The organism is Aneurinibacillus uraniidurans (assembly GCF_028471905.1).
Classification (GTDB): domain Bacteria; phylum Bacillota; class Bacilli; order Aneurinibacillales; family Aneurinibacillaceae; genus Aneurinibacillus; species Aneurinibacillus uraniidurans.
In genome coordinates this window covers 3,309,538-3,335,708 of record NZ_CP116902.1, presented here as the reverse complement: position 1 = coordinate 3,335,708, position 26,171 = coordinate 3,309,538, and the positions used below count along the sequence as shown (strand labels likewise).

Below are 26,171 nucleotides of genomic sequence, written 5' to 3'. Positions count from 1 at the left end.
CTCCATTTATTCAATCCATTCTTTGCGCAGGGCAAACAGCTCGCGCAGTTCATCGGTGGATAGCTCAGTGACCCAGTTCTCTCCGCTGCCTACGATTTGCTCGCTTAAGTTCTGCTTTTGCGTTAACATCTCATCGATTCGTTCCTCTAGCGTACCCATCGTAACGAACGTATGGACATGAACATGACGGGTCTGGCCGATGCGGTACGTGCGGTCTGTCGCCTGATTCTCCACTGCCGGATTCCACCAGCGATCGAAGTGGAAGACGTGATTGGCAGCGGTGAGATTTAGGCCCGTACCACCTGCTTTTAGGGACAAAATAAAAATCCCACAGGATGCATCGGCAGGCAATGTCTCATCCTGGAAGCGCGCGATCATCTCATCCCGCTTCACTTTTGGTGTACTGCCATTAAGGAAGTAAACCGACTGCTGTAATTCTTGTTCGAGAATACCCCGCAGCAGATGCCCAGTCTCGACGAACTGTGTGAAAATCAGACAGCGATCTCCTTCCTGCCGAAGCTCATCTACTAGTGTGAGAAGGCGTTCTGTTTTATGGGAGCGTTCTTTCCAGTCCGCATTTTTTCCTTCCTTTAAAAATAGCGCTGGGTGGTTACACACCTGCTTTAAGCGGGTTAAGGTCGATAAAATCAGGCCTCTTCGTTCCATCGGAGAGGCTTGTTCGATTTTGGTGAACATGTCCTGAATTAAGCCTTCGTATAATGACGCTTGTTCGACCGTTAGAGAAACGAATTCTTTCGTTTCATATTTATCAGGCAGATCGAGCTGGATTTTTGGATCTTTTTTGACCCGGCGCAGCAAGAATGGGCGAATCAATTGCTGTACCGTTTCAATTAATACTTTGTCTTTTGTCTTTTCGATCGGTGTCACGAAGCGTCGGGTGAAGGCGCTTAGACTGCCGAGATAACCCGGATTAATAAAATCATAGATGGACCACAGCTCAGTTAGCCGGTTTTCAATCGGCGTGCCGGTCAGGGCGATGCGGTGGTAGCCACTTAGTCTGCGAATGGCACTTGATTGCTTCGTATGAGCGTTTTTAATTGTTTGTGCTTCATCGAGGCAGATTGTATTCCATGTGACCGCATGCAGATCGTCTTCATCCAGATGCGACAAGTTATACGATGTGAGCACAAGGTCTACATCTTTTGCGACATTTATGAACTCATCTCCTTTTTTTCGGGAGGAGCCGTAATGAATATGCACCGTAAGGGAAGGAGCGAAGTGCTGCAGCTCCTTTTGCCAGTTGCCAAGCACCGAAGTTGGACAGATGAGTAATGACGGTGCCTGCTTGCCCTCTGTTTCTTTGACGTGCAGCAAATAGGAGATGAACTGCACTGTTTTTCCGAGCCCCATGTCGTCCGCGAGACAGGCACCGAGTCCGAACCGTCGCAGGAACAGAAGCCAGGCAATCCCTTCAAGCTGATACGGGCGTAATTCACCTTGCAAAGAGGTAGGTGCTTCTACTGTAGGAATGGTAGACATTTGTAACAGCTGGCTGACCATTGTACGCAGTGGCTTATTCAATTCTACGTCGACGTGCAGTTCGTCAGAAGAGGGTGCTTCTGACGGCAGAAGGTGCTGGGTTAACACATCGCGAAATGTCATGCCTTTTCCAGTCTGAGCTTCTCTAATAATTGCTTGTAGCTGGGCGAGCATGGTGGCGTCGAATTGAATCCATTGGCCCCGGATGCGGACAAGATGTTTCTTCTGTTCGATGATCTCATGGAATTCTGCTTCGGATAAAGTCACATCACCAACAGCGAGCTTCCAGTCAAACTCCATGATTTGTTCCATGCCGAATAAGGAATGGCGAGAAGAGCCGACGGATGAGGCGACGCGGGCTTTGAGACGCGGCTTCATCTGTTTGATTTGTTCCCACCAGGCTGGTAAGAATACCGTGATACCGGATTCGATCAATTGCTCGCTGCCTTCGGTCAGGAACAGCCAGGCTTCTTCGGTGTTCAGTGTTTGGCGAAGGGTGTGATCGGATGCCTCCTCAATCCATGGCAAGATGCGGCTAATTTTCCGTATATCTTTTTCAACGCGAGAATAGTACGGCTGCCATTGTTCCGGGTAAGGGGGAGCAGGCATATCGCTATGTTCCGATTGTGCGACTGTATACAGGTGTTCCAGCTGTGAACGATCCTGTAGCAGAATATGCAAAAACCAGTGCTGGCCATCTTCGCCTTCTTCTACCTGCAAACAGGTGCGGAACGGCGTGTCATCCTGCACCCAGCCAATCGCGATCAGCCAGTCTTCTTCCTCCCACTGTGCGCGCATTCGTACATCAGTGTGAAGTAGTGGGTGATCTTCTTTGATTGACTCTGTAAGCAGACTCTCAATCCAAGCATCAAGAAAGATCGGAGTGTTCTCGATCGAGGTTAGAAGTTTCCAGCCGAACTCCCCTTTTTGCCATTTGGAAAAATCAGGTTGTATTTGTTTTTCGGCAATCGCTTGCTTCAGAATGGGGGCTATAGCAAGTAGTTTTTTCGCCTCTTCGTCCCATTCGATTGTGGCATGCTCTAATGGAGCAGGTGAGGCAAATAAGTCCAGGGCAGCAGAAGGGGAGAGAAGCAGACCTTCTGTTCGGTCATACGTAACAGTTTCGATGAAGGTGCCGTAGTAGGACGCCTCGTGCCAGCTAAATAAAATGGATGTAAGGGTAACAGGGTCTACCAGGCGCCCATTCTGATTAGTTGCCCGGACAAAAAAAGCACGATTTTCAATCCAACAGCTTGAAATGGTGAAAGTATCAGTAAGAATCAAGGCAGAAGTTTTCCTTTCTGCAGCTCTTCCTGAAACGCACGCAAGCGAGCATGTCGTTCGGTAAGTCGGGTTATGTATGTATCCCAGACTGGCTGCTGTTTGAGTTTTCTATAGTATGTTCGTAGCTTTTTTAATAGCTTCACAGAATCCTTATAAGCGGGCCGCTTCTTCTCCAGGATGAGGCGTTCAATGGCTTGATGATAAAGCGGCAGCAAAAGGGTGCTATCATATTTTTCGATTTTGCTGAGACTTTCTTTATACATCATCAGCGGAGATGCTCCGAGAGCTAGATGTATGTCGATCCACTGTTTATATCGTTCAGTTTCAAATAGATAGCGCATGTAAAAAGGGGTGCTTTGCGGCAGCAACGAGCGCAAAAGCATGAGGTATTCTTCTTCTATGTGCAGTTCTGTAGCAGTATCGGCCCAGCATTCACAGAGGAAGTTGAATTCTTCGTGGTCGGCTTTGGATAAATAAGGGCGCAGTGTGCGCAGCCAGACAAGCATACGCTCCCATTGGTTCGACTGATGAAAGACATGAATATAGTGCAGTAAGTTTTCTAGTTTTTGTGCAGCAGTTTTTTCCCATTGCTGTAAAGCTTCCTCATCCTGTCCGGCAAGTACATAGAAGTGCACGCGTGCAAGTAGTGTGTGATCTTTTTGGAGCGAGTTCATGTCTTTCTTTTTCAATTCCTGCGTTAAGCGTGTAATTTCGGCTTGTATCCATGCTGGCTGGCATAGCAATGTGTTCCAAAAAAAACGATAGATAGTGAGCCAGTCAATTGGACTATGAGTGGTCGGGAAGCACAGCTTTGCAAGAATTGCAATGAATGGCTCTAGGTATGGTGTGTACTCCTGATGCAGTCGCTCGATATTGAGCGTATTGAGTACGTGAAACAGACGATCCAATAATTCATCTATAACGAGCGTGTACTGGTACTGATAGAATGTCGAAGCAAGCGCAATCTGCTGCTTGGCTTCTTCGGTTTTTTGGAGAAGAAACAACAGAGTGTACAACGTATATAATTGCTTGCTTTCTTTGTTCCATGATTTAGCGCTTGCCAGAATAGTAGGCAGGCAGTCTGAGATATATTGAAACGGGTTATATGTATGCGTAAGCTGACGACTATATAGGTCTTGCATGTGCTCTTGCCACTGTTCTACTGTGCCTGTTTCAAGAGAGAGAGAGGCTGAGACAGCTTTTTTCGCTGCAGGCTTCACAGCCGATTCAAGTGTGTGTATGTAATCACGTGGGTTATAAAAGGCCGCATATGCATAAAAAAAGACAGCTATGATATGTTCGCATAGTTCTGACTTATGACAGGTGCATGAGCTGTATGACAAGAAATCAAGATCAAGGGAAACACGGTGAGCCATCTTGTCCTGGACAATACCATGGATGGCTGCGTCATCGACCGTAACATTATAGACGTGTCCTTGATTCCGATAATGTAATCCGAGTTTGATAATAGGTAGTTCCACGGACTGTGCGATTTCTCTCGCTATAAAGTCGACGGTTTCTTTAGAAAGCTGATTGGACAGCATGTGTTTCTCCTTTTGTGAAAATAGATGCATCATCAAGATGATTAATAGATAGAAGAGGCGTTTGCTACCTTTTCAACTTGCAATCGGTTCTATTTCTAGTATACCCGATTCTGTCTTTTTATAGAGGGAGGTCAACAAAACAACTGCCTGAAAAATAGGATGCTAATTTATTCACAAGATTATTAATTTCTAGACTTTTTGTCAGATAATTCTAATGATATGATTGATTTATAGTCTTTATATAAATAAAAAACTAGTTATGGGAGGGTACATATTATATGAACGAGTTAGAGATTATTTTAGAGGCAATGCCCATCCTTTCAAAAATATTTTATGAAGCAGACATCATGATTGGGATTAGTGATAAGGAAAAGTACGTATACTACGCCAAGTCTCAGACGCTGGATGCGGGGGTACAACTTGGACAACCTATACTCGACTACGATGCGCTTGGTATGGCAAGAGATCAGCGGAAAGTTGTAACTATGGTTGCGCCTCCTGAGTATGGACATCCATTTCGAGGGGTTGGTCTCCCGCTTTTTGACAAGGATGAAGTAGTAGGTGTGATGGCAATGGGCATAAGTTTAGAGCGCGAATTTGCACTCGGTAGGATGGCGGAGACGCTTTCGGCATCTCTTGAACAAATCGCTGCAAGTGTAAACGAAGTGAATATAATGGCTCAGAAATTAGCTTCTACGCAAGAAATTATGAATACTACCGCAGAACAAACGAAAAAGCATACAGATGAGTCAGGAAGAATTGTCGATGTAATCCGTAACGTGTCAAAGCAGACCAATCTTCTCGGGTTAAATGCAGGTATTATTGCAGCTAAGGCACAGAACGAAGAAGGACGAAGCTTTCAAGTGGTAGCCAAAGAGATCCGCAACCTTTCTACGAATACAGGTGACGCGGTAAGTCAGATTGAAGACATTTTAGAACAGATGAAAAAACTATCGACTGAACTCCAGCAATTATCGCAAAGTATGACCCCGATTATTACATCGCAAGCTTCAGCTACAACAGAAATTAATAGTACGCTTGAGCAGTTAAATACGGTAGCTCAGCAAGTGGTCGAAACTGCAAAAAAGCTCTCCAAATAAAAACAAATACCCACTTGACATGTAGGAATAATTGAACTAAAATTCTAAATAACAAGGCAACACAAGGCAAATGAACGAACAAAACGGCATATTTTATATTCTCTTATCCAGAGAGGCAGAGGGACTGGCCCGATGAAGCCTCGGCAACCGTTGATGATTCAATTGGTGCCAATTCCAGCAGGACGCATGTCCGACAGATAAGAGGTCTTGCTTTTCCCCTTTTTGGACCTCTTATGTGCTTCGGGCAGGTAAGAGGTCATTTTTTGTTTGCTACTACCTAGAAAAGGGAGAGGGAGGCTATCATGATTGAAATCCAGCAGGTGACAAAAGAGTATAGAGGTAAGAAAAGTACAGTTAAAGGGGTCGACGATGTAACCCTTACAATCAAAAAAGGCGAAATTTTCGGGATTATTGGATATAGCGGTGCAGGGAAGAGTTCTCTTCTACGCTGCCTGAACATGCTGGAAACCCCAACGTCCGGCAAAATTTTGATCGATGGTGTCGACATTACGGAGCTGAAAGGGAAGGAATTACGACAGGAGCGTTTGAAAATCGGTATGATTTTTCAACACTTCCATCTGATCAGCTCTAAGACCGTTACGCAAAATGTGGCGTTTGCGCTTAAAGCTGCAGGGAAATCGAAAGAAGAAATTGAGAAACGTGTACCGGAATTGTTAGAACTTGTTGGGCTTGGAGACAAAGGGAATCATTATCCGGCACAGCTTTCCGGCGGTCAAAAACAGCGTGTTGGAATCGCCCGCGCATTGGCGAACAATCCGAAAGTATTGTTGTGCGATGAAGCGACATCAGCGCTTGATCCGAGCACAACGCGTTCGATTCTAGCCTTGCTTAAAGAAATCAACCGTACACTCGGGATTACAATCGTATTGATCACACACGAGATGGAAGTGGTCAAAGAGATCTGCCATCGCATTGCCGTCATGCAGAATGGAAAGGTGATTGAATCGGGCGAGGTGTATGAGTTGTTCGCTCGTCCGGTACAGCCGCTGACCCGTGATTTTATCGATACGGTTCTGCATTTTACCCTGCCGGAGAAACTGGTGGAAAACCGACAAGGAACGTTGGTTAAAATCAACTTCCAGGGCGAGATTGCGGAGAAGGCAGTCGTATCGGATGTGCTGAAAAAATTCAATGTAGAAGGCAATATCCTGCATGGCAAGATTGAATACATCCAGGATGAGCCGCTGGGGATTTTTATTATGGAACTGATTGGTGATTCGCAGGAGATCGCTCGTGCGATTGAACATATCCGGCAGCGTACAGCCGGACTGGAGGTGCTAGCAGATGCAGCTTAGTAATTTAATTGACTTGCTTCCGGAATTCGGAAAGGCATTTGGTGAGACGTTTTATATGATGGCCATATCCGTTGGTGTGGCATTTGTTGTGGGGATTCCACTAGGGGTATTGCTGTTTATCACGAGTAAGGGATTGTTTTTGCAAAATCGTTTTTTCAATGTAGTACTTGGTTCGCTCGCTAATATTATTCGTTCTGTACCGTATATCATTTTGCTTGTTGCACTTATTCCATTGACTAAGCTTCTGGCTGGTACGACAATTGGCCCGGGTGCAGCATCGGTATCACTGTCAGCAGCAGCGATTCCGTTCTTTGCCCGTCTTGTTGAGTCATCGCTTCGTGAAGTAGATAAAGGTGTAATTGAAGCAGCAATTGCTTCTGGTGCAAGTCCGTGGTTGATCATTCGTGAGGTATTGTTGCCGGAAGCACGTCCGAGTATTGTGCTTGCCCTGACGGTAACGATTATTAGCTTGCTTGGCTACACGGCAATGGCTGGTATTGTCGGCGGCGGTGGGATTGGTGATTTGGCGATTCGCTTTGGTTACTACCGATTCCAGACAGAAGTGATGGTTGCGACCGTAGCGATTCTCGTTATTTTGGTGCAGGTGATTCAGTTTACTGGTGACCGTGTAGCCCGTGCGATTGATAAACGATAAGATACAAGAGCCCCTCCGTAAAATATATTCGGGAGAGGCTCTTGTTGATCATGGTCAGTTTTATAGCTGTAGCTAAATCCTTCTAGCGTGATTCTAGTGGTAAAGATTGATGTATGCTCTTCCAATAAGGCGAGAGATGTTGTCTGCATGTTTTGATAGCATCTATCAATTCTGAGTTTACCGACCGTTTCGGAAAGCTGTGTGGGTCTTGAAAATCTACTTTGCAATATACATAAAGCACAGTTTTATTTAGAAGCAGAGTTTCTCTGCTTCTTTTTTTCTTTATGACGATAATACATAACCGCATATATCTTTTAATGTAAGCGTTTGCAAATTATTCAGAATAAATTTTATAATCTGCATAAAGAGGCAGTGGTATCAAGACATTTATTTGATCATTTGCATACGATACAGCAGGCTCGGCAGGTATACGGAATTCACATAAGGAGGCAGCATTATGTTGATTGAAAAAGATATGCGGGCTCGTGCGGCAGCGTTGACGGGTCGTCTAGAAGATGTTCGTATTCCGGAATTGTTTCAAGTGATTACACCAGATGGAGAGGTGCAGCAGGGGATTGAAAATAGAATCGATCCGGCTCTTATGGTACGCATGTATGAGCAGATGACACGAGCACGTGCATTTGATCGCAAGGCGGTCATTTTGCAGAGACAAGGTCGCATCGGGACATATGCGCCATTTGAAGGGCAGGAGGCAGCGCAGGTGGGGAGTGCGCTGGCACTCAAAGAAGGGGATTGGATGTTTCCGACGTATCGTGATCATGCGGCGATACTGACGCACGGGCAGACGCTTGAAAATTTGTTTTTGTACTGGATGGGTCGAATGGAAGGATGCATGTGTCCGGCTGGAAAGAACATCTTGCCGCCGTCTGTGCCGATTGCGACGCAGATGCTGCATGCGGCTGGTGCGGCCTGGGCGAATAAAATAAAAGGTGAGGGAGCAATCAGTATCGCGTATTTCGGAGACGGTGCCACGTCGGAAGGGGATTTTCATGAAGCACTAAATTTTGCGGGTGTCTATCAGCTTCCGGTTTTGTTTTTCTGTCAGAATAACGGGTATGCGATTAGTGTGCCGTTTCAACGGCAGTCTGCCTCGCGTACGATTGTCCAGCGTGCGGCAGCGTATGACATCCCGGGCATACGGGTGGACGGCAATGATATTTTTGCTGTATGGCTGGCGGTGAGAGAAGCGATCGAACGGGCGCAGGCAGGCAGGGGGCCGACACTTATCGAAGCGGTTACCTTTCGTTATGGCGCTCATACTACAGCGGATGATCCGAAGAAATATCGGGATCAGGAAGTACTAGCTAAAGAGTGGCGCGAACAGCGTGACCCGATTGAGCGGCTCCAGAAGTTTCTAATAAAGAAAGAATTATGGACGGAAGAGAAAGAACAGGTGCTTATGAACAAGCTTACGGACGAAATCGAAGCGGCATTCGCTAAAGTGGAAGCGTTACCAAAAACACGTCCAGTCGATATGTTTGATCACGTATATGCGGATGTACCGTGGCATATTACGGAACAGCGGCAAGAATTTCTCTCATTGCAGGATGAGGAGGGAGGACACGTATGAATCGAAAGTTCACCATGATCCAGGCCATTACTGAAGCGCTTGATCAGAAGCTGGCGGATGATCCGCGAGTTATGCTGCTTGGCGAGGACATCGGCGTAAACGGAGGCGTATTTCGGGCGACAGAAGGGCTGCTCTCGAAACATGGAGCGGAGCGAGTGGTCGATACGCCGCTTGCTGAATCTGGCATTATTGGGTCCGCGATTGGGCTTTCACTAAATGGTATGCTCCCGGTGGCAGAAATTCAATTTCTTAGTTTTATTTACCCGGCATTTGAGCAGGTCGTCTCACATGCGGCTCGTCTGCGTCATCGGACGCGAGGGCAATTCACGACACCGCTTGTGATTCGTACGCCATATGGTGCAGGGATTCGTGGACCGGAGTTGCATTCGGAGAGTGTGGAGACGTTTTTTGTGCATACACCGGGTTTAAAAGTAGTCGTACCTGCCACGCCGTATGATGCTAAAGGATTGCTGATCTCGGCGATTGAAGATCCGGACCCGGTATTGTTCCTTGAACCGACCCGGCTGTATCGTGCGTTCAAGGAAGAGGTACCGGAAGAGATGTATCGCGTTCCGATTGGCAAGGCCCGGATCGTGGAGGAAGGAAGTGACCTATCGATTTTTGCGTGGGGGAGTATGATGCGCACCGCCCAGCTGGCAGCGAAGCAGATCGCACAGGAGAAGGGATGGAGCTGTGAGATTATTGATCTTCGCTCCTTGTATCCGCTTGATCTGGATACGATTATTGCTTCAGTGAAGAAAACAGGACGTGCGCTAATCGTGCACGAAGCGCATAAAACAGCCGGACTTGGTGCTGAAATCACGTCGCTGATTAACGACGAGGCGCTCATTTATTTAAAAGCACCCGTAAAACGTATAACTGGATACGATGTGCCGGTTCCGTTTTTTACATTGGAAGATTCATATATGCCGACACCGGCACGCATTCGGCAGGGCATTATTGACACGATGCAATTTTAGTGGAGGAGGGTGAGGAGGACGCTATGGTAGAGTTTAAGCTTCCTGATGTGGGAGAGGGGATGCATGAGGGGGAAATTACCCGCTGGTTGATCGCAGAAGGCGATCATGTGGAGCAGGACCAGCCGGTAGTTGAAGTGCAGACTGATAAGGTAAATGCGGAGTTGTCTGCGCCGGTTAGTGGTGTGATTACGCAGCTGTTGTTTGCAGCAGGGGATACGGTACATGTCGGGCAGGTCATGTTTGTGATTGACGATGGGGTGGGAGAGAAAGTAGAAATGGAAACGGCTGCGATACAGTCAGAGGAAAGGGAAGTAGCTTCTTCGGTCTCCAACGTTGTTCTAGCAGTACCATCTGTTTCCGAGACTCACCGTGCACTGGCAACTCCATATGTGCGGCAGCTGGCACGCAGTCTGGGGATTGATCTGGAGCAAGTAGCAGGCAGCGGTCCGGCAGGTCGTGTACTTGAGGAGGATATACGCCGATTTGCAAAATCGGAGTCGATACAGGATAGGGAATCACAGGTGGTTGCTGTTACCACAGATCAGATGCCGCCTGAAGTAAAACAGCCTGTCATCGTTGCGCCGCACCTAGCAAGTAACCTGCCGCAAGAAGCGGAAGAGCGAATAAAACTTGCTGGCATCCGTAAAAAAATCGCTGAGCATATGGTAAAGTCCGTAACCATTATCCCGCATGTGACCCATTTTGATGATATGGAGATGGATGCGCTGATCGCACTTCGCAGCCGAATGAAGCTGCATGCTGAGGAGATAGGTGTGAAGCTGACGTATTTACCGTTTTTCATCAAGGCAACTGTTATTGCACTCAAACAATTCCGCATGTTTAATGCATCGGTTGATGACAGCACCGGCGAGATCGTTCTGAAAAACTACTATCATATCGGCGTGGCAGCAGACACCGAGCAGGGGCTGGTCGTGCCTGTCATCAAGCATGCAGATCGAAAATCGATTTTTGACATTGCCAGAGAAGTTGGGGAACTTGCGGAGAAAGCACGTACGGGCAAATTAACGCTGGCCGATATGAGCGGCGGTACATTTACGATCACAAGCGTTGGATCGGTTGGCGGTCAGCAGGCCACGCCGATCATCAATCACCCGGAAGCCGCGATTCTTGCTCTGCATAAAATAGAGCCGCGTGCCGTTGTACGAAGCCGTGAGATCGTCATTCGCGACATGATGAATGTGTCGCTATCGTTTGACCACAGGATTATTGATGGTGTGGCGTCTGTGCGATTTACAAACCGGATCAAGCAGTTGCTGGAAAATCCGGAACTTCTATTTATGGAGCTGGTATAGATGGTAGTCGGAGAAGTGGCGACAGAAACAGACGTGGTCGTGATTGGAGGTGGACCGGGTGGGTATGCGGCTGCCATCCGGCTCGGCCAGCTTGGCAAATCAGTTGTGCTTGTTGAAAAAGAAGAACTTGGCGGTGTTTGCTTGAATCGGGGCTGTATCCCATCAAAAGCACTCATTTATGCTGCCGGGGAATATGCGAAGCTATCTCGACTCACCGAGATCGGGATTACACTTCCACAGGGGGATGCACAGTTCTCGCTGACCGCCTGGCAGAAACATAAACAGAAGATCATTGAGCAGCTCAATCGCGGAGTGCGCCAGCTGTGTGAGAAAAATGGTGTGACTATTGCACATGGTCAGGCAGTGTTCCTGTCATCGGACCGTATTGGTGTGGAGACAGGTGGCGACTTTGAAACGTATCGCTTTGAACAGGCGATTATTGCCTCCGGGTCTAGGCCGATGATTCCCCCATTTCTGTCGATTGATGGGCAGTATATTCTTGATTCGACGAGTATACTGGCACTGACTGAGCTACCTGCAAGTCTGGCTATTATGGGTGGCGGTTATATCGGGATGGAACTTGGGATGGCGTTCGCCCGACTTGGCTGTCAGGTGACCATTGTGGAAGCGGCGGAAGAGGTACTGCCACAGGTGTCGGCCGTGCTCAAGAAGGATGTGTTACGTCATGCCAAGCAATGGGGGATGCGCATTTACACGGGAACACGGGTGGAGAACACTGTAATTGAAAACGGACGGGTACACCTGCATGTAAAGACTTCTACTGGTAGTGATACGATTGAAAGTGAAAAAGTGCTCGTCACAATCGGGCGTACACCATACACAGAAGGTCTCGGACTTGCACAGGCGGGAGTGCTGACGGATGAACGCGGCTATATTCCGGTAGATGAGCAGTGTCGGACAAACCGCCCACATATTTTTGCGATTGGGGATTGTACACCGGGCCCGGCGCTGGCGCATCGCGCATCCAAGCAGGGGATTGTGGCAGCGGAAGTAATTGGTGGGCTGCCGAGTGCGGTGGATTCTCCTTTTATTCCGTATGTGATTTTTACGGAGCCAGAGATCGCAGGAGTAGGTTTGACACGGGAAGAAGCCGAACAGCAGGGATATGCTGTGAAAGTGGGTCAGTTCCCGATACGTGCGAATGGACGTGCACTTGCGAGTGGAGAAGCCGACGGGATGGCCGAAGTGATTGTAGAGGCAGACAGTCATCTGCTGCTCGGTTTTCATATGGTTGGACCGGACGCATCGAACTTGATCGGGGAAGGAGTGCTGGCTTTGGAGATGGGAGCTCGGGTAGAAGATATCGCGCTGACTATGCACCCGCATCCGACAATCAGTGAGGTATGGCTCGAAGCGGCCTGTGCAGCACTCGGGCATGCGATTCATGTTGTGAATAAATAGGAAAATACACAGCGGGGACAGGGATGTTCCCGCTGTGTATTTGCAAGGAATAGGCGGTGGGCATACAATAATAAGAAAGAGGCATATAGAATAGGAGACTAACTCGTGATTACGACGCTTGCGATAACGACAACTGGAGAGTTGCTCGAAAATATTCCACTCTCGTGCCTGTCCGCTTCCGACATAGACTGGTACTGGGTTGATTTCAATGTGCCGACAGAAGACGAAGCAAAGCTGTTAGATACATACTTTCGTTTTCATCCGCTGGCGATTGAAGACTGTTTGCATTTCCTGCAGCGCCCCAAGCTCGATTATTATGAAAACTACTTGTTTTTCGTTCTTCATTCGCTGAATCAAACGACGCTTGATGTAGAAGAAGTCGATATGTTTGTCGGCCCGAACTTTCTCGTATCATTTCATTTGAAGCCGCTACATGAGCTTGATGAAGTACGGCGAAAGTTCCTTGCATCGACTTCGGGCCGTTCCAGTGGTCCGGTGTACATCGCCTATTTGCTGATTGATAAGCTGGTCGATTATTACTTTCCATCTGTGTACCGGATTGAAGATGCGCTGAGTGAGCTGGATACAGACGAGCGGCACATACCGGGGCGTAAGCTGATGGATGAAGTATTTGCGATTCGGGCTGATCTTCTGAAATTGCGGCGGACGGTTGGCTCGATGCGGGATTTGCTGTATCGTATATTGAATTCGGAGCGTTTAAAAGAGTTCAAAGAGCATCATCTGTACTTCACGGACATTTATGATCATCTGTTGCGGCTTGCAGAGATGATTGATTCAAGCCGGGAGATGACAGCAGATATGCGGGATAACTATATCTCGGTGAACTCTTATCGGATGAACAATGTGATGATGGTATTGACGATTATTTCGTCTATTTTTATTCCGTTGACGTTTATTGCGGGCGTGTATGGAATGAACTTTAAGAATATGCCTGAGCTGGATTGGAAGTATGGCTATTTTGCTGTATTGGCAGTAATGGCGATCATCGGGGGAAGTATGTTCCTCTGGTTCCGCCGTAAGGGATGGCTTGATATGCATAAATAGGTAGAACGCAAAAAAGCAGCCGCTGTATGGCTGCTTTTTTGTTGAAAATTTATTTGCGTAGACTGCCTAGTTCGGTCACGATTGCTTCCATTTCGCTAATACTAAACTGGCTGCGCGACATAACCATGTCATAAATGTCCTTGAGGTCTTCGTATTTACTGTCATCGAAGTGAGATGCTTTTACAGCGCTGGCATTTGCAATGCGTAGCTTATCCTTGATCGCTTCGATCATATATTCAATATTTTCAGGTGTGTTTTCTGTCAGGTTCATTCCGTTCATCCTTTCCTTCATGGCGTATTTCATCCATTGTAGCACGTTCTGTATCGTGTCTCTACTTGCGTTGCGCATTTGCAGCATAGCGAGAGTGGCAATCATGTGTACGCTCTGGCTATAATAGCGATAAGGAAAAATGCAGGACTTATGAGGAGGAAAAAAACAGCATGACAACAAATGCGATTTCTGCGCATGAATTTGCGGATTTGTATAAGCAAGGGGCACTAGACGAAAGTTATATTATGGATGTGCGCGAATCATACGAATGGGAAGTAGGGCATCTTAAGAAAGCAAATCATATGCCGATGAATACTGTACCTGAGCGTCTTGCGGAACTTGATCGGGAGCAGACGATTTTTGTCATGTGTGCGCATGGCGTTCGGAGCTGGCATGTGACGCAGTTCTTGTTGAATCAAGGGTTCGAGAAAATCGTGAATGTAGAAGGCGGGATGGCGGAAGTCGCGTTTTATATTGAAGAGTAAAGAGAAAGAAAGGACGGCGGAGATTGTGCGGGATTTTGCCAGACCAACGATTGTGGTAAGCAAATGTCTGGAGTTTGACGCTTGTCGATATAATGGGCAGATGATTCCGGATGAATTTGTCAGCAAGTTACAGGAACATGTCGATTTTATTCCGGTTTGCCCGGAGATCGCGATCGAGCTGGGGACGCCGCGCGAAACCATTCGTGTGGTACTGAGCGGAGAGGATCGCCGTCTGATACAGCCGACAAGTGGCCGAGATGTAACAGATGAGATGGGGCAGTTTGCTGATCAATTTCTCGCATCTTTGTCGGATGTGGATGGATTTATTTTGAAGAATCGTTCCCCTTCGTGTGGGATAAAAGATGTGAAAGTATACAGTGCCGGCGAGCGTCCAGCTGTTTTACATAAAAGCAGTGGATTATTTGGAGGCGCAATCACAGATCGGTTTCCGCGTGCTGCGATTGAGGATGAAGGACGACTGAAAAACTTTAAGATTCGCGAGCATTTTCTGACGAAGCTGTACACGCTGTCAACCTTTCGTGCCATCAAGACACAGAAGTCGATGAAAGTGCTGGTTAATTTTCAAAGCGATAACAAGTATTTGTTTATGGCGTATAATCAGAAAGAGCTAAAGGTGCTCGGTAACATTGTGGCGAATCGGGATAAGAAGTCAATCGAAGAGGTGCTGGACGCCTACGAGGAGCATCTCGGTCTACTGTTTGCGCGTGCGCCGCGCTTTACGTCGAACATTAATGTGATGATGCATATTATGGGATACTTCTCAGACTATTTGTCATCCGGTGAACGTGGTCATTTTTTGGAATTGCTGGAGAAATACCGGGATGGGAAGCTGCCACTGAGCAGTCCGCTTTCGGTGTTGAAATCGTGGGTGATTCGCTTTGAGCACCCGTATTTGCTTAGGCAGACATTTTTCGAACCGTATCCAGAGGAGTTCGTGGAGATCACGGATTCAGGAAAAGGAAGAGACTTTTAAAACAAAGAAATCCAGAGACGATTCAACATGTCCCTGGATTTTTTTGTTACCGAAGCACAAACAGATAAAATACAGCTGCCAGAAGCAGGCGGTAAATCGCAAACGGTGTCAGGCTGATTCGCTGCAAAAGCTTCAGGAATGATACAATCGCCAGCATGGCAACAACGAACGCTGTTACGAAGCCAGTTGCGAAAAATCCGAAATCACTCGCTGAAAGGAAGTGCATGCTTTTTATCAGGTCCAGTCCGGTTGCTCCCAGCATAACCGGGATCGCCACGATAAAGGTAAATTCAGCAGCCGCTTTATGGCTTGTCCCAAGCAACAGACCACCTGCGATTGTCGCACCGGAGCGGGAAAAACCAGACCAGAGCGCTAGACATTGGAATAAGCCGATCCCAAACGCCTGACGGTAGGTGATATCATCAATTGTTGGTGCGGTGATACGTGGCTGGAATCGCTCTGCTACAATCATCAGAATCGCTCCCGCCACCAGCGCCATAAGCACCGTATATGGAGAGAATAAATATTTCTTAATAAAGTCATGTAGCAGTACACCGGCAAGGCCTGCTGGCAGGACAGCGATTATTACATGCAGCAAATTCAATTGCGGACCGTACGTGCGTGTACGTCCGATTCCAATCAGACTAAGCAGGCGCCGCCAGAACACAAATACAACAGCGGTAATCGAACCAAGTTGAATCACAACCTCGAATGTTTTAGCCTTGTCCCCGTCAAAGTTGAGTAAATCCGCCATTAAAATCATATGACCCGTGGAGGAAACTGGCAAAAATTCAGTCAAGCCTTCCACGATACCAAGGATAATGGCAATCCAATAGTGTTCCATGTGTATCCCCCAAAATAAGTAGTAGCCGTTTTACGTCTTTATTGGCCAGCCTTTATTATATAATTGATCACGTACCCTAACCATATTTTTTGTGTAAAAATTTAATAAACGTACAAAACACAGAGTCGAAGGTAAAATGAAAGAGGCAATCAGCACGCTATAATACGATGCTGATTGCCTCTTTTCATTTCACGAAGCTTTGAATGGTATGGATCAGATTATCTGGCGTTTCGTACATGCTCATATGAACACAGTGGGAGTATGTTTCTCGCATAGCATGCTCGGGTGCGCCAGCCCATGTGCTTTCCGATGGAATGATGTGGTCGTCTTCTCCGGTGACAAGCAACACGGGACATTTTGCTTTTATAAGGACAGTCGTCCGGTCTGGGCGTATTTCCATGCCTTGTAAGGTGTTGATTGCTCCTTTTGGAGGGGTGGCTAGGCCGATCTGGCGAGTGTGCTCCACTACATCTTTCATCTCTTCCTGATTTTTAGGTGTGAAAAGCCTCGGAATCAGATCATTGATGAACGGCTCGAGGCCTTCTTCCTCGATAAGTGTTACCCTTTCCTTCCGCACTTCTTTCGCTTTCTTATCATCCGGCAGTCCGGTGGAGTGGATGAGCCCGAATCCTTTTACCAGCTCGGGATGGTTATCTACCAGCGCAAGCGTCACATACCCACCAAGAGAATGACCAAACACATAGGCCTGTTCAAGCCTGAGTGCCTTAAGCAGCCCGGCAATATCGTCTGCCAGCAAGTCCATCGAATACGTGCCATCGCCTACCTCACTTGCACCATGCCCGCGCAGGTCCGGGGTAATGACCCGGAATGTACGAGCAAGTTCGGGTGCGATTCGTTCCCAGTAAGCAGAGCTGCCGCAAAAACCGTGAAGGAATACAAGAGCTTCCCCCTGCCCTGCTTCATGATACGCAAGTGAAATGCCATTTGTCTGTACGGTTTGTTTCATGATCGTAGCCCCTTTCCAGAAATCGAGAAGAGTAAGGCTTAGTCGCGGTTGCGGTATAGCTGCAGGAATGTACCGGTACTGGTCACGACGAGATCACCCCGGTCGTTATGTACGTCACACGCCATCTGCCAGATCTGCTGCGCCTGGTTGATAACCCGTGCAGTCGCAATGAGCCGCTTGCCTGTACCTGCCCGATGATAGTTTGTATGCATGTCGAGGGTGACAAACTTATCCTGCCCGGAAATACGCTTTTCTAGCATCCAGCCCATTGCCATATCTGCAAGTGTTGCTGTAATACCACCGTATACGATGCGATACGGATTCAGCACTTCGCGTCCGATTGGCATGGAGCAGACGAATACATCGGAATTCTCGCTTATCTCTTCGCTCACATTAAGAAAATTGCCGAGGAAGGGATATTTGTTTTCTTTCATATTTTGTACCGCCGTCAGTGTCCGCTCAATTGCCTTGCACTCGCGGTCTGACAGTTGTTCGATGGCTGCTAATAGTTGTTGCTTGTCCATGTAAATCTCCTACTTTGTATTATTTTCGTGATGTTTCCCTTCTTCCATATGATCCATCCCTACTAACAGGATGCGATGGATGTGATCATCGGTTAGGGAATAAAAAACAGTTGTACCGTCTTTACGTGTCTTTGTTAAGCCGAGTGTGCGCATCAGCCGCAGATGATGCGATGCATTGGCAACAGAGATGCCAACTAGATCAGCGATATCATGCACACATAACTCTGCGTGTTGCGTTAATATGTAACCGATCTTTACGCGATTGGCATCGGCCAGTCCCTTAAAAAGGGCGGCCAGATGCTCAATCGGGCGGCAAGCCAGGTCTTCCCGCAGACCGTGTATTTTTTCTGCAGGAAGGTGGCATATGGCAGGTTCAATGCTTGTGATCTTCTTCATCGCACATATCTCCTTTGGCGCACATAGCGGCATCTTCAATTTGAATGGTTGTATGTTTGATGCCAAACTGATCTTTGAACAACTGATTGACCTTTCGCAAAATATCTCCAGCCTGTGTGTAATCTTGGATAACAATATGGCAGCTAAGTGATGGGAAGCTTGAGGTAACGGTCCATACATGTAGATCATGAATCGCATCTACTCCATCCAGTTCCAGCACAGCATGTCGGATGCGATCGATGTCCATGCCACTTGGTACCCCTTCCATTAACACGTTAACAGAATCTCGAATAATTCTCCAGGCGGATACGAGCACGAGAGTAGCTACGATGACACTGGCAATCGGGTCAGCAATTGTCCAGCCGAACAGCCAGATGAGAGCACCTGCCGCAATCGCGCCGACAGAACCGAGCATGTCGCCTAAGACATGCAGGAAAGCGCTGCGCACATTCAGGTTATTATGTGTATCGCCGCCCCGCATTAAAATCCAGGCAACTACGATGTTGACGATCAGACCGATGACAGCAATGAGCATCATGGTAAGACTAGCAACAGGTTGCGGTTCAAAAAAGCGATCGTATGCCTCGATAAAAATGTAAATCGAGATGACAGCGAGTGTAAGACCATTTAAAAATGCAGCGAGAATCTCTGTTCGTTTATAGCCGTATGTTTTCGTCGGAGTGGCAGGCTTGCGTGCGAGCCACATTGCCATCACACTTAAAAAAAGCGAGGCAGCGTCGCTTAGCATATGGCCTGCATCAGATAGCAGGGCGAGACTGTTCGTGAGAAAGCCACCAATAAATTCGATAATCATGAAGCCAGCAATTAAAAAGAATGCCCACAATAGAGTATTCTCATTGGCATGCTCGCCGTGATGATGGTGATGGTGCCCTCCGTGATGATCATGACTAGGGTGATCGTGATGATGCATACCCATAAAAAATCCTCCTGTTCGTAAATAAATGGTAGCTTCAGTGTATATGGATCCCTCTAATTATTCAAGTATTCATTTGAATATTAGTATAATATGCATAAAAAAATCCTGATCATCCTCGATCAGGATTGTGGAAACATGAAAACTTTGTCTACCTATAATGTTCCATTTTTTCGGTGTTTTGCTTTATTCATAAAGCCAATCCCGATTACAAGGATAGCGACAATTGCACAAACGATAGCCATAAGAAAGTTACGTTGAGCAAAAGAAATGCCAACACCCATGAAGGAAGCGACACCAAGAATCGCAATGAGAAGGGACTGTTTTTGATAAGTTGTCATCCGTTTTTCACCTCTGTCCCATTATAAACGATTCAAGCGTTAGACAAAATCATTCCGATGTGCGGAGTGCCGTAATTTTTTTACCAAGTTCACACCCGATTTGGATCAATCCCATATAATCAGCCTCATCAATCGTACATGATGGGCGAGCGATAATTGTAAGCTTTCCGTAATCTTTTTCTTCCGTTTCAATTGGAATTTGTAAAATTGATTGGCGAGCTAGGGAATCGAGTGGTGTATCCGCAGAAGAGGCAGCTAGCATAGGCTGACCGTCTGTCTCTATGTACACTCCGATCCAGGAGAAGTGAGGAAGGCGTGCAAAATTGTGCACGATTTGTGTATATAATTGACTTTCATCATTACAACGATGCATGGCTGCCAGTGTCTCTAGTGTTGTAATGGCTGTCGAAGTCGACATGATGTATCCCCCTGACAATCAATACTCTATTTCGTTATTGTAGCAGACATACAATTCTCTGTATGGTAGTAAGTTCAGGAAAATGTCGTTTTATCTGTTTATTATCTAGTTAATTAGTCTCCTAATAGTGGTAAAATAAAAGATACAATAGGAAATGATACATGTAAAAATACGATGAGATCGAGGGGGAAAATTATGTTTGGGAAAGATAAGATGGCTAACTATAGCTATTTTAATATCGATCATCATTCGGATATTTCAGCGGATGGACGATTAAAGGAGAAGCTTGACTTCCTGGGGATTTCAAAAATACAAAAAGAAATTATGCATAGTCTAAAAGATATATTTGAGAAGCACCATCAGGAAATTGTGGATAAATTTTATGACCGTTTGCATGAAGTACCGTTTTTGCATCAAATATTGGTGAAGCATGGGGATGCGCAAAAACTAAAGAAGACATTTTATGCGTATATGATCAGCCTATTTGAAGATAAGTTGGATCTTGAATACGTATTTAAGCGTCGTGCTATTGCGGAAGCGCATGCACGGGTTGGTCTGACACCGGACTGGTTCTTTCCTGCATTTACGCTGTTGAACCAATTGTTTATTCCACATATCGTGCAAGCGTTTGCAAAGCGTCCAGCTGTGATGACAGATGCTCTTCTTGCATATGAAAGCATGATTACACTCGATCAGCAGATTGTCGTAGAGGCATATATGGAGCTGCAAGCGAAAAGTTTTATTGGCGGATTGTCAACGATTATTGAATATAATGCTAACATTGACGAAGTGCGTGATTTGCTGTCCTATCAGGAGCAGCAGATGAAAGATTCGGCTGCGGTCAGCGCAGCGATGGAAGAATTGAATGCCGGGGTAGAAGAAGTATCGAGCTCGATTGCGAATGTGGCACATGATGCGACAGATACGATTGATAAGCTGGATAATGGAGTTTCTGCACTTGGGGGTGTCATGAATTCCTTGCAGGAGATGGATGCAGAGCAAGTACAGATTGCAGGCCAGGTGGATCAGCTGTATGAGCGTGTCAGTAGTATGAGCAAGCTAACCGATGCGATTAAAAGCATTGCTGACCAGACGAACATGCTCGCCCTTAATGCGTCGATTGAAGCTGCACGCGCAGGTGAACATGGCAAAGGGTTTTCCGTTGTAGCCGAAGAAGTGCGCAAGCTTGCAGATAGCACAAAAAAATCGGTAGCACATATCACAGATGATATGCAGGAACTGCATAGCATTACGTCTGAGATTAAAAATGTAACGAGCCAATCTTCGAACCGCCTGCACGAAGGTGTTAAGAAGCTGGCGAATGTATCAGATGATCTAAAAGACATGAATGGAAGCATTCATGAAATTGGTCGACACTTTGACGAGATTGCAGCCATCAGCCAGGAACAGGCAGCAGCGACGGATGATATTACGGCGCGCAATCATAATATTGTCGAAGCGATTGAGCAGGGAGCTGCCATCGGACGGCGTACCGGGGAAGCAGTTTATCAGCTAAGTAAGATGATCGATGAATATCGGGTGCGTTCGATCTCGAAAAATATGAAAATGAGTCAGGAAGACTTGCTTCAGCTCGCCATCACTGACCACCTGCTCTGGCGCTGGAAGGTGTATAATCTGCTGCTTGGCTTTGAAAAAATTGACGAGAAAGATGTGGCGTCTCATTTTGACTGCCGTCTTGGCAAATGGTACTACGGCGAAGCGAAGCGTTTATTCAGCAACAGTCCACTGTATCAAGCCATTGAAGCACCGCATGCCCGTGTTCACAGTCTGGCTAAAGAAGCCGTTCAGGCTTATAACCGGGGAGATCGCCCAACAGCTGAGCGCTGCCTGCGTGACCTGGCCGAGGCTTCGCGGGAAGTCATGGAGAAGCTTACAAGCTTGAAGGAGAGTATTATCGCCGAAAAGCAAAAACATCGTTCGTATATGTAATAAACAATACTACTGCTATGGACCCCGCAGGTCGTATCGACGCCTGCGGGGTTTTTGGTATGCTATAATGAAGCGATACAATGTGAACAACCTGCCCGGCAGGGAATAAGGATGAATGATAGCGATGCAGAAGAAAAAAAATCCGAATCAGACAGGCCCGGTACAGCTTCGTATCGGTCAGGAGATTCTCGTTACCATAAAACGAATCGGTATTAATGGAGAAGGAATCGGTTATTACAAGAAGAAAGCGGTATTCGTCCCAGGCGTGCTTCCGGATGAAGTGGTAGAGGTTAGAATTACAAAAGATGGTCCGTCATTTGCTGAGGGGCGCGTCAAAAAAATTAAGCAAGTATCCGCACAGCGTCAGAAGCCATCTTGTTCGGTGTACGAAGAGTGCGGCGGCTGTCAGATGCAGCATATTTCTTATGAGGCACAGTTGAAAGCAAAAGAAGAGATTGTGCGGGGGGCATTCGCACGCTATATGGGAACAGATCAGATCTCGCTGCGTCCGATTCTCGGTATGGATGAGCCGTGGAGTTACCGCAATAAGGCACAGCTTCAAGTAGGAATACAGGATGGGCGAATCGTAACCGGACTGTATTCTCCGGCGAGTCACAGTCTCGTTGATATTAGCGGCTGTCCGGTGCAGCATCCAGCAACGAATGAAATGGTTCAGGCCGCTCGTGATGTGCTGGAGAAACTGCATATCGCGCCATATAATGAGAAAAAACGAACAGGCATCGTGCGTACAGTTGTTGCCCGCGCCGGATTTGCTACGGGCGAGCAACAGCTTATTTTTGTCACGGCAACGAAGGAATTGCCGCGTAAAAAAGAACTTGTAGCCGAGCTGCGCATGCGTCTGCCAAAGCTGACGAGCGTTAGTCATAATATTAATTTGAAAAAAACATCGCTTATTTTTGGGGATGTAACGGTACCGCTCTGGGGTGAACCGTATATTAAGGAGATGCTTGGTGATCTGACGTATGCCTTGTCGCCACGGGCGTTTTTTCAGCTGAATCCGGCACAGACGATCAAGTTATATAAGGCGGCAGCAGAAGCGGCAGCTCTAACTGGAAACGAGCGGGTGGTAGATGCGTACTGTGGGGTTGGAACGATTGCACTCTGGCTGGCTCGTGATGCGAAAGATGTGCGTGGGATCGAGATTATTCCAGAAGCGATTGAAGATGCGAAGCAGAACGCGATACTGAACGGGACTACGAACGCGACGTTTTATGTTGGACGGGCAGAAGAGTTGCTGCCACAGTGGGTGAAGCAAGGCGAGCGTCCGGATGTAGTTGTCGTGGACCCGCCGCGTACTGGCTGCGACCGTGCGTTGCTTGATGCGATTTTGCGTGCGAAGCCTGAGCGAATGGTATATGTATCGTGTAATCCATCGACGCTGGCTAAAGATGCGGCATATCTGGCGAAAGGATACCGAATGGAGTGGGTCCAGCCGGTAGACATGTTTCCGAATACCGCGCATGTGGAATCAGTTTGCTTGCTTGTGAAAAAGTTGTAACTCCAAAATAAAGCCCCCTGCCAAACGTGTGGATAAAGGTGTGAGAAAAAAGGAGAATTCCTGATTCCTTGCACCTTTTTCCTGTTTTTGTATCAAGATTTTTTCGTCACGCTCAATTTGACCAATTGCATTTATTACCTGCTGTAATGGTGGTCATTTTGTTTTATCTATTATTTTAGGGGGATATTTTATAATATTATGGGATAGGGTACCAACTGCCAAAAGGTTTATTATAACTAGGTCGAAATAATTACGAAAAAATACAAATATTCACTCATTAATAGTCTTACACAACTATATATATTTCTGTATAATATATACAATAAAACAATAATTATGAAATGAATGATGGTAACAGTTTGCTGTAAAGATTCATATGGCTAAGGACAAGAGGAGGAGACTACCATGAAAGTAGTAAATGTAATGGAAGAACTCGTCTTACAAATATTAGAAGAGCAGTGGGGGCATATAGAGATGCCCTGTAAGTGCGACATCTGTAAAGGAGATGTATACGCCTTAACGCTCAATTCTCTCCCGCCTCGATACGCATCCAAAGATTTAGGACTTGCTTTTATCAAGGCAGAATTCTTCAATAAACAATCCCTGGCAAATATTTTGTGCGAAATTACACGAGCCACCACATTAGTGGCCAAACATCCCTCCCCGCATAAAATGCCGCTCGGCTCTTAAAAAAATAAAAGGTTGTAGAGTTCCTCAGGAATTCTGCAACCTTTGTTCTTTTAAAAAAGTAGAAGCGAGAAAGGGGTGCGATCTCGCTTCCTAAAGAGTTAAAAATCCAACAGATAGTTCGAGTAGAGATAACCTACTGTAATTATATAAGCAAGTTATATGCCAACTAAAAAGTACGCAGAAAACCACTGAATTGTCTGTATTTTGCGTCCGAGTCAGTTGATTATGAATCAAATTGAATCATTTTCGGTTCGAGAAGGAAAAGCCAACTACTTATTTTTAGCATACAAAAAATTATATTTGCTGGCATGTTTGATTTCATCTGTTAGAATTTCAAATACCATATTCTTAAACACGGTATTTGGGATCGTAAAGTAAATGGTACGATAAAGTTCGACTGCGCTTAATTCACCAAATAGGGCTTGCTCAAGACCGGCAAGATAGCTGGGTGGTTTTTTAAAAGGTTCGCTGTCAGTGGATTCAATCGTTTGTCCTGTTAAGGAATAATACATTTGCTTAAACATCTGTCGATGACGTCTTTCATCATTGCGAATAGAAGTAATGATCTCTTTGTCTTGATTGGATGGGGCATTTTGAATGAGGTAGTCATAAAAAAGCTCATCATTCCGCTCACCTTGTACAGCTTGCTGCAAGAGAGGGACAACTGCCTGCAAATTCGTCTGATACATTGCATTTGCAGGGATGGATGATTGAGTTTGATACTGTATAGGAAGAAACGAATACGGATTGTATGTGTAGAAGTCGTAATCAAAATATTGATACATAAGAAAAACTCCTCTCGTAAGGTAGTGTCGTAAGCAGTCTATGAGCACAAAACTGAAAAGTGAAAGTAGTCATAAAAAAGTCGGCAACGGCTGGATAAAATTATGTACTGCAATGTTTGCATGATGTTACGCCTATTTCCACTTTATATTTCGTGTTAATATATTCCTACTGAGGAAGGGAAGCTTGCCAGAAAGGTAATAGTGCAAAGCTGCACGGGCTTATATCTTTAGATATACCCACCAGTTATCAGGAGGAGAACGGTATGAAAAGTGAAGGATGGGATCTTGGAAGAGCAGTAGGAGAGTTTTTTCTATTGCTAGAGAAATACCCTGATAAGTTAGAGCACTTAGTTGTTTTCAGGAATTTTCTAAAGTTATTCTTACGAAGTAAAACGTCGAACGGAGTGTTAGCAACAGTAGAAATCATGACTGTTCTTAAGCATGAAAAGCCAATTGTTTTCTCTTTTCTCAAAAAGCAAGCGAACACAGATAGTGTGTTAAGTCTGCTTATTCAACTTGAGATGGACGTAGAGGAAGCAAAACAAAGGCTACATGATATTGTAAATCAGGCGAGTGCTGTAAAAGTAGGACAATAGTTACTTTCAGAGAAGCAGGTTTACCTTTCCTGTACGCGTATCCAAAAGATTGATACAGCAAAAAAAGCCCACCTATGCCGGGGGCTTTTTTTGCTGTATTCAGTTTGAAAAGTTGATTATAAAAACGAATGAGCCATAAAAAGTACGGCAAAACCTAATCCAAGTCCCCAATGCCATTTTCGATCCATTTTTTTATATCGAAAAATTCCAGAGATGGCTAACGGAAGAAGAACTAAAAGAGAAAGCAGCCCTGTAGTATTTGTAAAGTCGAACGTAAATCCGTATAACAGAGCTCCGATAGCGTGAATCAGTACGATCCCTATCGCTATAATTGCTACGGGAACATGCAGTTGACGGGCAATTCGTGAAAGCGAAATAACAAGTTGTTTGATTTGTCCAATGCCATCTACATATCGTTTCCGAAGAATAAACATAAGGACATAATGAGCTAATACAATGAAAAATCCAATCCGTGCATATGAGCCGAATTCCTTAAAAAAGTACCTGAAAGATCGCGTATGAAAAGAGTCTGAAAAAGAATGAAACGTATACCAAATCCCTACTATTAGAAAGGCAAGGGTAATACCGAGTGCCAAGAAAACGCGCGTTCTTTCTTTTCGATTTTGTATGATAGGTTGCTTCGGTTGTGACATTGCTTTTAGTTCCTCCTTATTTCACTTATATCCC

The 26,171-nt window shown here is 46.1% G+C and carries 25 protein-coding genes, 2 pseudogenes and 1 riboswitch; of the genes and pseudogenes, 14 read left to right on the top strand and 13 right to left on the bottom strand.

Features of this window, described 5'->3' with window-relative positions:
* Window positions 1–6: 6 nt before the first annotated feature.
* The 3 genes and pseudogenes from PO771_RS19485 to PO771_RS16675 all read right to left on the bottom strand — a co-directional run.
* Window positions 7–534: pseudogene (locus PO771_RS19485) on the bottom strand (DEAD/DEAH box helicase); the annotation flags it as partial.
* A gap of 78 nt (window positions 535–612) precedes the next feature.
* Window positions 613–2,109 (bottom strand): annotated as a pseudogene (locus PO771_RS19480) (DEAD/DEAH box helicase); the annotation flags it as partial.
* Between the two features lie 671 nt (window positions 2,110–2,780).
* On the bottom strand, window positions 2,781–4,328 hold the full coding sequence (locus PO771_RS16675) for an SWIM zinc finger family protein (RefSeq protein ID WP_272560763.1): 1,548 nt from the start codon (window positions 4,326–4,328) through the stop codon (window positions 2,781–2,783).
* 278 nt (window positions 4,329–4,606) lie between these two features.
* Between PO771_RS16675 and PO771_RS16670 the strand changes: the two genes are divergently transcribed.
* The 8 genes from PO771_RS16670 to corA all read left to right on the top strand — a co-directional run bounded on the left by PO771_RS16670 (window position 4,607) and on the right by corA (window position 13,770).
* Window positions 4,607–5,428, top strand: coding sequence for a methyl-accepting chemotaxis protein (locus tag PO771_RS16670; protein ID WP_272560762.1), 822 nt, complete (start codon window positions 4,607–4,609; stop codon window positions 5,426–5,428).
* A 100-nt stretch (window positions 5,429–5,528) separates the two neighbouring features.
* Window positions 5,529–5,632, top strand: a riboswitch (SAM riboswitch).
* 98 nt (window positions 5,633–5,730) lie between these two features.
* Window positions 5,731–6,744: a methionine ABC transporter ATP-binding protein gene (locus PO771_RS16665; protein ID WP_272560761.1), complete on the top strand. Its 1,014-nt coding sequence runs from the start codon at window positions 5,731–5,733 to the stop codon at window positions 6,742–6,744.
* On the top strand, window positions 6,734–7,399 hold the full coding sequence (locus PO771_RS16660; RefSeq protein WP_272560760.1) for a methionine ABC transporter permease: 666 nt from the start codon (window positions 6,734–6,736) through the stop codon (window positions 7,397–7,399). The genes PO771_RS16665 and PO771_RS16660 overlap by 11 nt, the downstream gene beginning before the upstream one ends.
* A 457-nt stretch (window positions 7,400–7,856) precedes the next feature.
* Complete coding sequence (gene pdhA / locus PO771_RS16655) at window positions 7,857–8,990, top strand: pyruvate dehydrogenase (acetyl-transferring) E1 component subunit alpha (RefSeq protein ID WP_422664961.1); 1,134 nt, start codon at window positions 7,857–7,859, stop codon at window positions 8,988–8,990.
* Window positions 8,987–9,970: an alpha-ketoacid dehydrogenase subunit beta gene (locus PO771_RS16650; protein WP_272560759.1), complete on the top strand. Its 984-nt coding sequence runs from the start codon at window positions 8,987–8,989 to the stop codon at window positions 9,968–9,970. The genes pdhA and PO771_RS16650 overlap by 4 nt, the downstream gene beginning before the upstream one ends.
* A 23-nt stretch (window positions 9,971–9,993) precedes the next feature.
* Window positions 9,994–11,283, top strand: coding sequence for a dihydrolipoamide acetyltransferase family protein (locus tag PO771_RS16645; protein WP_272560758.1), 1,290 nt, complete (start codon window positions 9,994–9,996; stop codon window positions 11,281–11,283).
* Window positions 11,284–12,705 (top strand): dihydrolipoyl dehydrogenase, encoded by a 1,422-nt coding sequence (gene lpdA, locus PO771_RS16640; protein ID WP_272560757.1) that lies wholly within the window; start codon window positions 11,284–11,286, stop codon window positions 12,703–12,705.
* A 105-nt stretch (window positions 12,706–12,810) separates the two neighbouring features.
* Window positions 12,811–13,770, top strand: a complete 960-nt coding sequence (gene corA, locus PO771_RS16635; RefSeq protein WP_272560756.1) for a magnesium/cobalt transporter CorA — start codon at window positions 12,811–12,813, stop codon at window positions 13,768–13,770.
* 49 nt (window positions 13,771–13,819) lie between these two features.
* Here corA and PO771_RS16630 read toward each other — a convergent pair whose 3' ends face one another.
* Window positions 13,820–14,041, bottom strand: coding sequence for a DUF1128 domain-containing protein (locus tag PO771_RS16630; protein WP_272560755.1), 222 nt, complete (start codon window positions 14,039–14,041; stop codon window positions 13,820–13,822).
* A 170-nt stretch (window positions 14,042–14,211) separates the two neighbouring features.
* Between PO771_RS16630 and PO771_RS16625 the strand changes: the two genes are divergently transcribed.
* Together PO771_RS16625 and PO771_RS16620 are read left to right on the top strand one after the other, a co-directional pair.
* Window positions 14,212–14,526, top strand: a complete 315-nt coding sequence (locus PO771_RS16625; protein ID WP_272560754.1) for a rhodanese-like domain-containing protein — start codon at window positions 14,212–14,214, stop codon at window positions 14,524–14,526.
* Window positions 14,527–14,551: 25 nt separating this feature from the next.
* Window positions 14,552–15,520: a YbgA family protein gene (locus PO771_RS16620; RefSeq protein WP_272563196.1), complete on the top strand. Its 969-nt coding sequence runs from the start codon at window positions 14,552–14,554 to the stop codon at window positions 15,518–15,520.
* Window positions 15,521–15,566: 46 nt separating this feature from the next.
* Here PO771_RS16620 and bacA read toward each other — a convergent pair whose 3' ends face one another.
* The 7 genes from bacA to PO771_RS16585 all read right to left on the bottom strand — a co-directional run bounded on the left by bacA (window position 15,567) and on the right by PO771_RS16585 (window position 19,944).
* Complete coding sequence (gene bacA, locus PO771_RS16615; RefSeq protein WP_272560753.1) at window positions 15,567–16,364, bottom strand: undecaprenyl-diphosphate phosphatase; 798 nt, start codon at window positions 16,362–16,364, stop codon at window positions 15,567–15,569.
* A gap of 184 nt (window positions 16,365–16,548) precedes the next feature.
* Window positions 16,549–17,331, bottom strand: coding sequence for an alpha/beta fold hydrolase (locus PO771_RS16610; RefSeq protein ID WP_272560752.1), 783 nt, complete (start codon window positions 17,329–17,331; stop codon window positions 16,549–16,551).
* Window positions 17,332–17,369: 38 nt separating this feature from the next.
* Window positions 17,370–17,855: a PaaI family thioesterase gene (locus PO771_RS16605; RefSeq protein ID WP_272560751.1), complete on the bottom strand. Its 486-nt coding sequence runs from the start codon at window positions 17,853–17,855 to the stop codon at window positions 17,370–17,372.
* 9 nt (window positions 17,856–17,864) lie between these two features.
* Window positions 17,865–18,251: an ArsR/SmtB family transcription factor gene (locus tag PO771_RS16600; protein ID WP_272560750.1), complete on the bottom strand. Its 387-nt coding sequence runs from the start codon at window positions 18,249–18,251 to the stop codon at window positions 17,865–17,867.
* Window positions 18,229–19,188, bottom strand: a complete 960-nt coding sequence (locus tag PO771_RS16595; RefSeq protein ID WP_272560749.1) for a cation diffusion facilitator family transporter — start codon at window positions 19,186–19,188, stop codon at window positions 18,229–18,231. The genes PO771_RS16600 and PO771_RS16595 overlap by 23 nt, the downstream gene beginning before the upstream one ends.
* A 152-nt stretch (window positions 19,189–19,340) precedes the next feature.
* Window positions 19,341–19,526 carry a DUF5325 family protein gene (locus PO771_RS16590; RefSeq protein WP_272560748.1) on the bottom strand — a complete coding sequence of 62 codons (186 nt, stop codon included), beginning with the start codon at window positions 19,524–19,526 and terminating at the stop codon, window positions 19,341–19,343.
* Between the two features lie 49 nt (window positions 19,527–19,575).
* Complete coding sequence (locus PO771_RS16585; RefSeq protein WP_272560747.1) at window positions 19,576–19,944, bottom strand: hypothetical protein; 369 nt, start codon at window positions 19,942–19,944, stop codon at window positions 19,576–19,578.
* 195 nt (window positions 19,945–20,139) lie between these two features.
* On the opposite strand from PO771_RS16585, the gene PO771_RS16580 reads away from it, so the two are divergent.
* The 3 genes from PO771_RS16580 (at window position 20,140) to PO771_RS16570 (ending at window position 24,103) form a co-directional block, all read left to right on the top strand.
* On the top strand, window positions 20,140–21,894 hold the full coding sequence (locus PO771_RS16580; protein ID WP_272560746.1) for a methyl-accepting chemotaxis protein: 1,755 nt from the start codon (window positions 20,140–20,142) through the stop codon (window positions 21,892–21,894).
* Between the two features lie 124 nt (window positions 21,895–22,018).
* On the top strand, window positions 22,019–23,413 hold the full coding sequence (gene rlmD, locus PO771_RS16575; protein ID WP_272560745.1) for a 23S rRNA (uracil(1939)-C(5))-methyltransferase RlmD: 1,395 nt from the start codon (window positions 22,019–22,021) through the stop codon (window positions 23,411–23,413).
* A 405-nt stretch (window positions 23,414–23,818) separates the two neighbouring features.
* Window positions 23,819–24,103: a late competence development ComFB family protein gene (locus PO771_RS16570; RefSeq protein WP_272560744.1), complete on the top strand. Its 285-nt coding sequence runs from the start codon at window positions 23,819–23,821 to the stop codon at window positions 24,101–24,103.
* Between the two features lie 269 nt (window positions 24,104–24,372).
* Here the strand turns inward: PO771_RS16570 and PO771_RS16565 are convergent, their stop codons facing one another.
* Window positions 24,373–24,888 carry a ferritin-like domain-containing protein gene (locus tag PO771_RS16565; protein WP_272560743.1) on the bottom strand — a complete coding sequence of 172 codons (516 nt, stop codon included), beginning with the start codon at window positions 24,886–24,888 and terminating at the stop codon, window positions 24,373–24,375.
* A 263-nt stretch (window positions 24,889–25,151) separates the two neighbouring features.
* Here PO771_RS16565 and PO771_RS16560 point away from each other — a divergent pair, with 263 nt between their 5' ends.
* On the top strand, window positions 25,152–25,484 hold the full coding sequence (locus tag PO771_RS16560) for a hypothetical protein (RefSeq protein WP_272560742.1): 333 nt from the start codon (window positions 25,152–25,154) through the stop codon (window positions 25,482–25,484).
* Between the two features lie 116 nt (window positions 25,485–25,600).
* On the opposite strand, the gene PO771_RS16555 is transcribed toward PO771_RS16560, so the two are convergent.
* Window positions 25,601–26,137, bottom strand: coding sequence for a hypothetical protein (locus tag PO771_RS16555; protein WP_272560741.1), 537 nt, complete (start codon window positions 26,135–26,137; stop codon window positions 25,601–25,603).
* Window positions 26,138–26,171: the final 34 nt, after the last annotated feature.

Coding starts and splice junctions, on each gene's coding strand:
- PO771_RS16595 (WP_272560749.1), bottom strand. CDS start 19,188: ATGGGTATGCATCATCACGATCACCCTAGTCATGATCATCACGGAGGG.
- PO771_RS16675 (WP_272560763.1), bottom strand. CDS start 4,328: ATGCTGTCCAATCAGCTTTCTAAAGAAACCGTCGACTTTATAGCGAGA.
- pdhA (WP_422664961.1), top strand. CDS start 7,857: ATGTTGATTGAAAAAGATATGCGGGCTCGTGCGGCAGCGTTGACGGGT.
- PO771_RS16555 (WP_272560741.1), bottom strand. CDS start 26,137: ATGTCACAACCGAAGCAACCTATCATACAAAATCGAAAAGAAAGAACG.
- PO771_RS16605 (WP_272560751.1), bottom strand. CDS start 17,855: ATGGACAAGCAACAACTATTAGCAGCCATCGAACAACTGTCAGACCGC.
- PO771_RS16570 (WP_272560744.1), top strand. CDS start 23,819: ATGAAAGTAGTAAATGTAATGGAAGAACTCGTCTTACAAATATTAGAA.
- bacA (WP_272560753.1), bottom strand. CDS start 16,364: ATGGAACACTATTGGATTGCCATTATCCTTGGTATCGTGGAAGGCTTG.
- PO771_RS16600 (WP_272560750.1), bottom strand. CDS start 18,251: ATGAAGAAGATCACAAGCATTGAACCTGCCATATGCCACCTTCCTGCA.
- PO771_RS16645 (WP_272560758.1), top strand. CDS start 9,994: ATGGTAGAGTTTAAGCTTCCTGATGTGGGAGAGGGGATGCATGAGGGG.
- PO771_RS16590 (WP_272560748.1), bottom strand. CDS start 19,526: ATGACAACTTATCAAAAACAGTCCCTTCTCATTGCGATTCTTGGTGTC.
- PO771_RS16630 (WP_272560755.1), bottom strand. CDS start 14,041: ATGAACCTGACAGAAAACACACCTGAAAATATTGAATATATGATCGAA.
- lpdA (WP_272560757.1), top strand. CDS start 11,284: ATGGTAGTCGGAGAAGTGGCGACAGAAACAGACGTGGTCGTGATTGGA.
- PO771_RS16565 (WP_272560743.1), bottom strand. CDS start 24,888: ATGTATCAATATTTTGATTACGACTTCTACACATACAATCCGTATTCG.
- PO771_RS16585 (WP_272560747.1), bottom strand. CDS start 19,944: ATGTCGACTTCGACAGCCATTACAACACTAGAGACACTGGCAGCCATG.
- PO771_RS16610 (WP_272560752.1), bottom strand. CDS start 17,331: ATGAAACAAACCGTACAGACAAATGGCATTTCACTTGCGTATCATGAA.
- rlmD (WP_272560745.1), top strand. CDS start 22,019: ATGCAGAAGAAAAAAAATCCGAATCAGACAGGCCCGGTACAGCTTCGT.
- PO771_RS16670 (WP_272560762.1), top strand. CDS start 4,607: ATGAACGAGTTAGAGATTATTTTAGAGGCAATGCCCATCCTTTCAAAA.
- PO771_RS16580 (WP_272560746.1), top strand. CDS start 20,140: ATGTTTGGGAAAGATAAGATGGCTAACTATAGCTATTTTAATATCGAT.
- PO771_RS16560 (WP_272560742.1), top strand. CDS start 25,152: ATGAAAAGTGAAGGATGGGATCTTGGAAGAGCAGTAGGAGAGTTTTTT.
- PO771_RS16650 (WP_272560759.1), top strand. CDS start 8,987: ATGAATCGAAAGTTCACCATGATCCAGGCCATTACTGAAGCGCTTGAT.
- PO771_RS16665 (WP_272560761.1), top strand. CDS start 5,731: ATGATTGAAATCCAGCAGGTGACAAAAGAGTATAGAGGTAAGAAAAGT.
- PO771_RS16625 (WP_272560754.1), top strand. CDS start 14,212: ATGACAACAAATGCGATTTCTGCGCATGAATTTGCGGATTTGTATAAG.
- PO771_RS16660 (WP_272560760.1), top strand. CDS start 6,734: ATGCAGCTTAGTAATTTAATTGACTTGCTTCCGGAATTCGGAAAGGCA.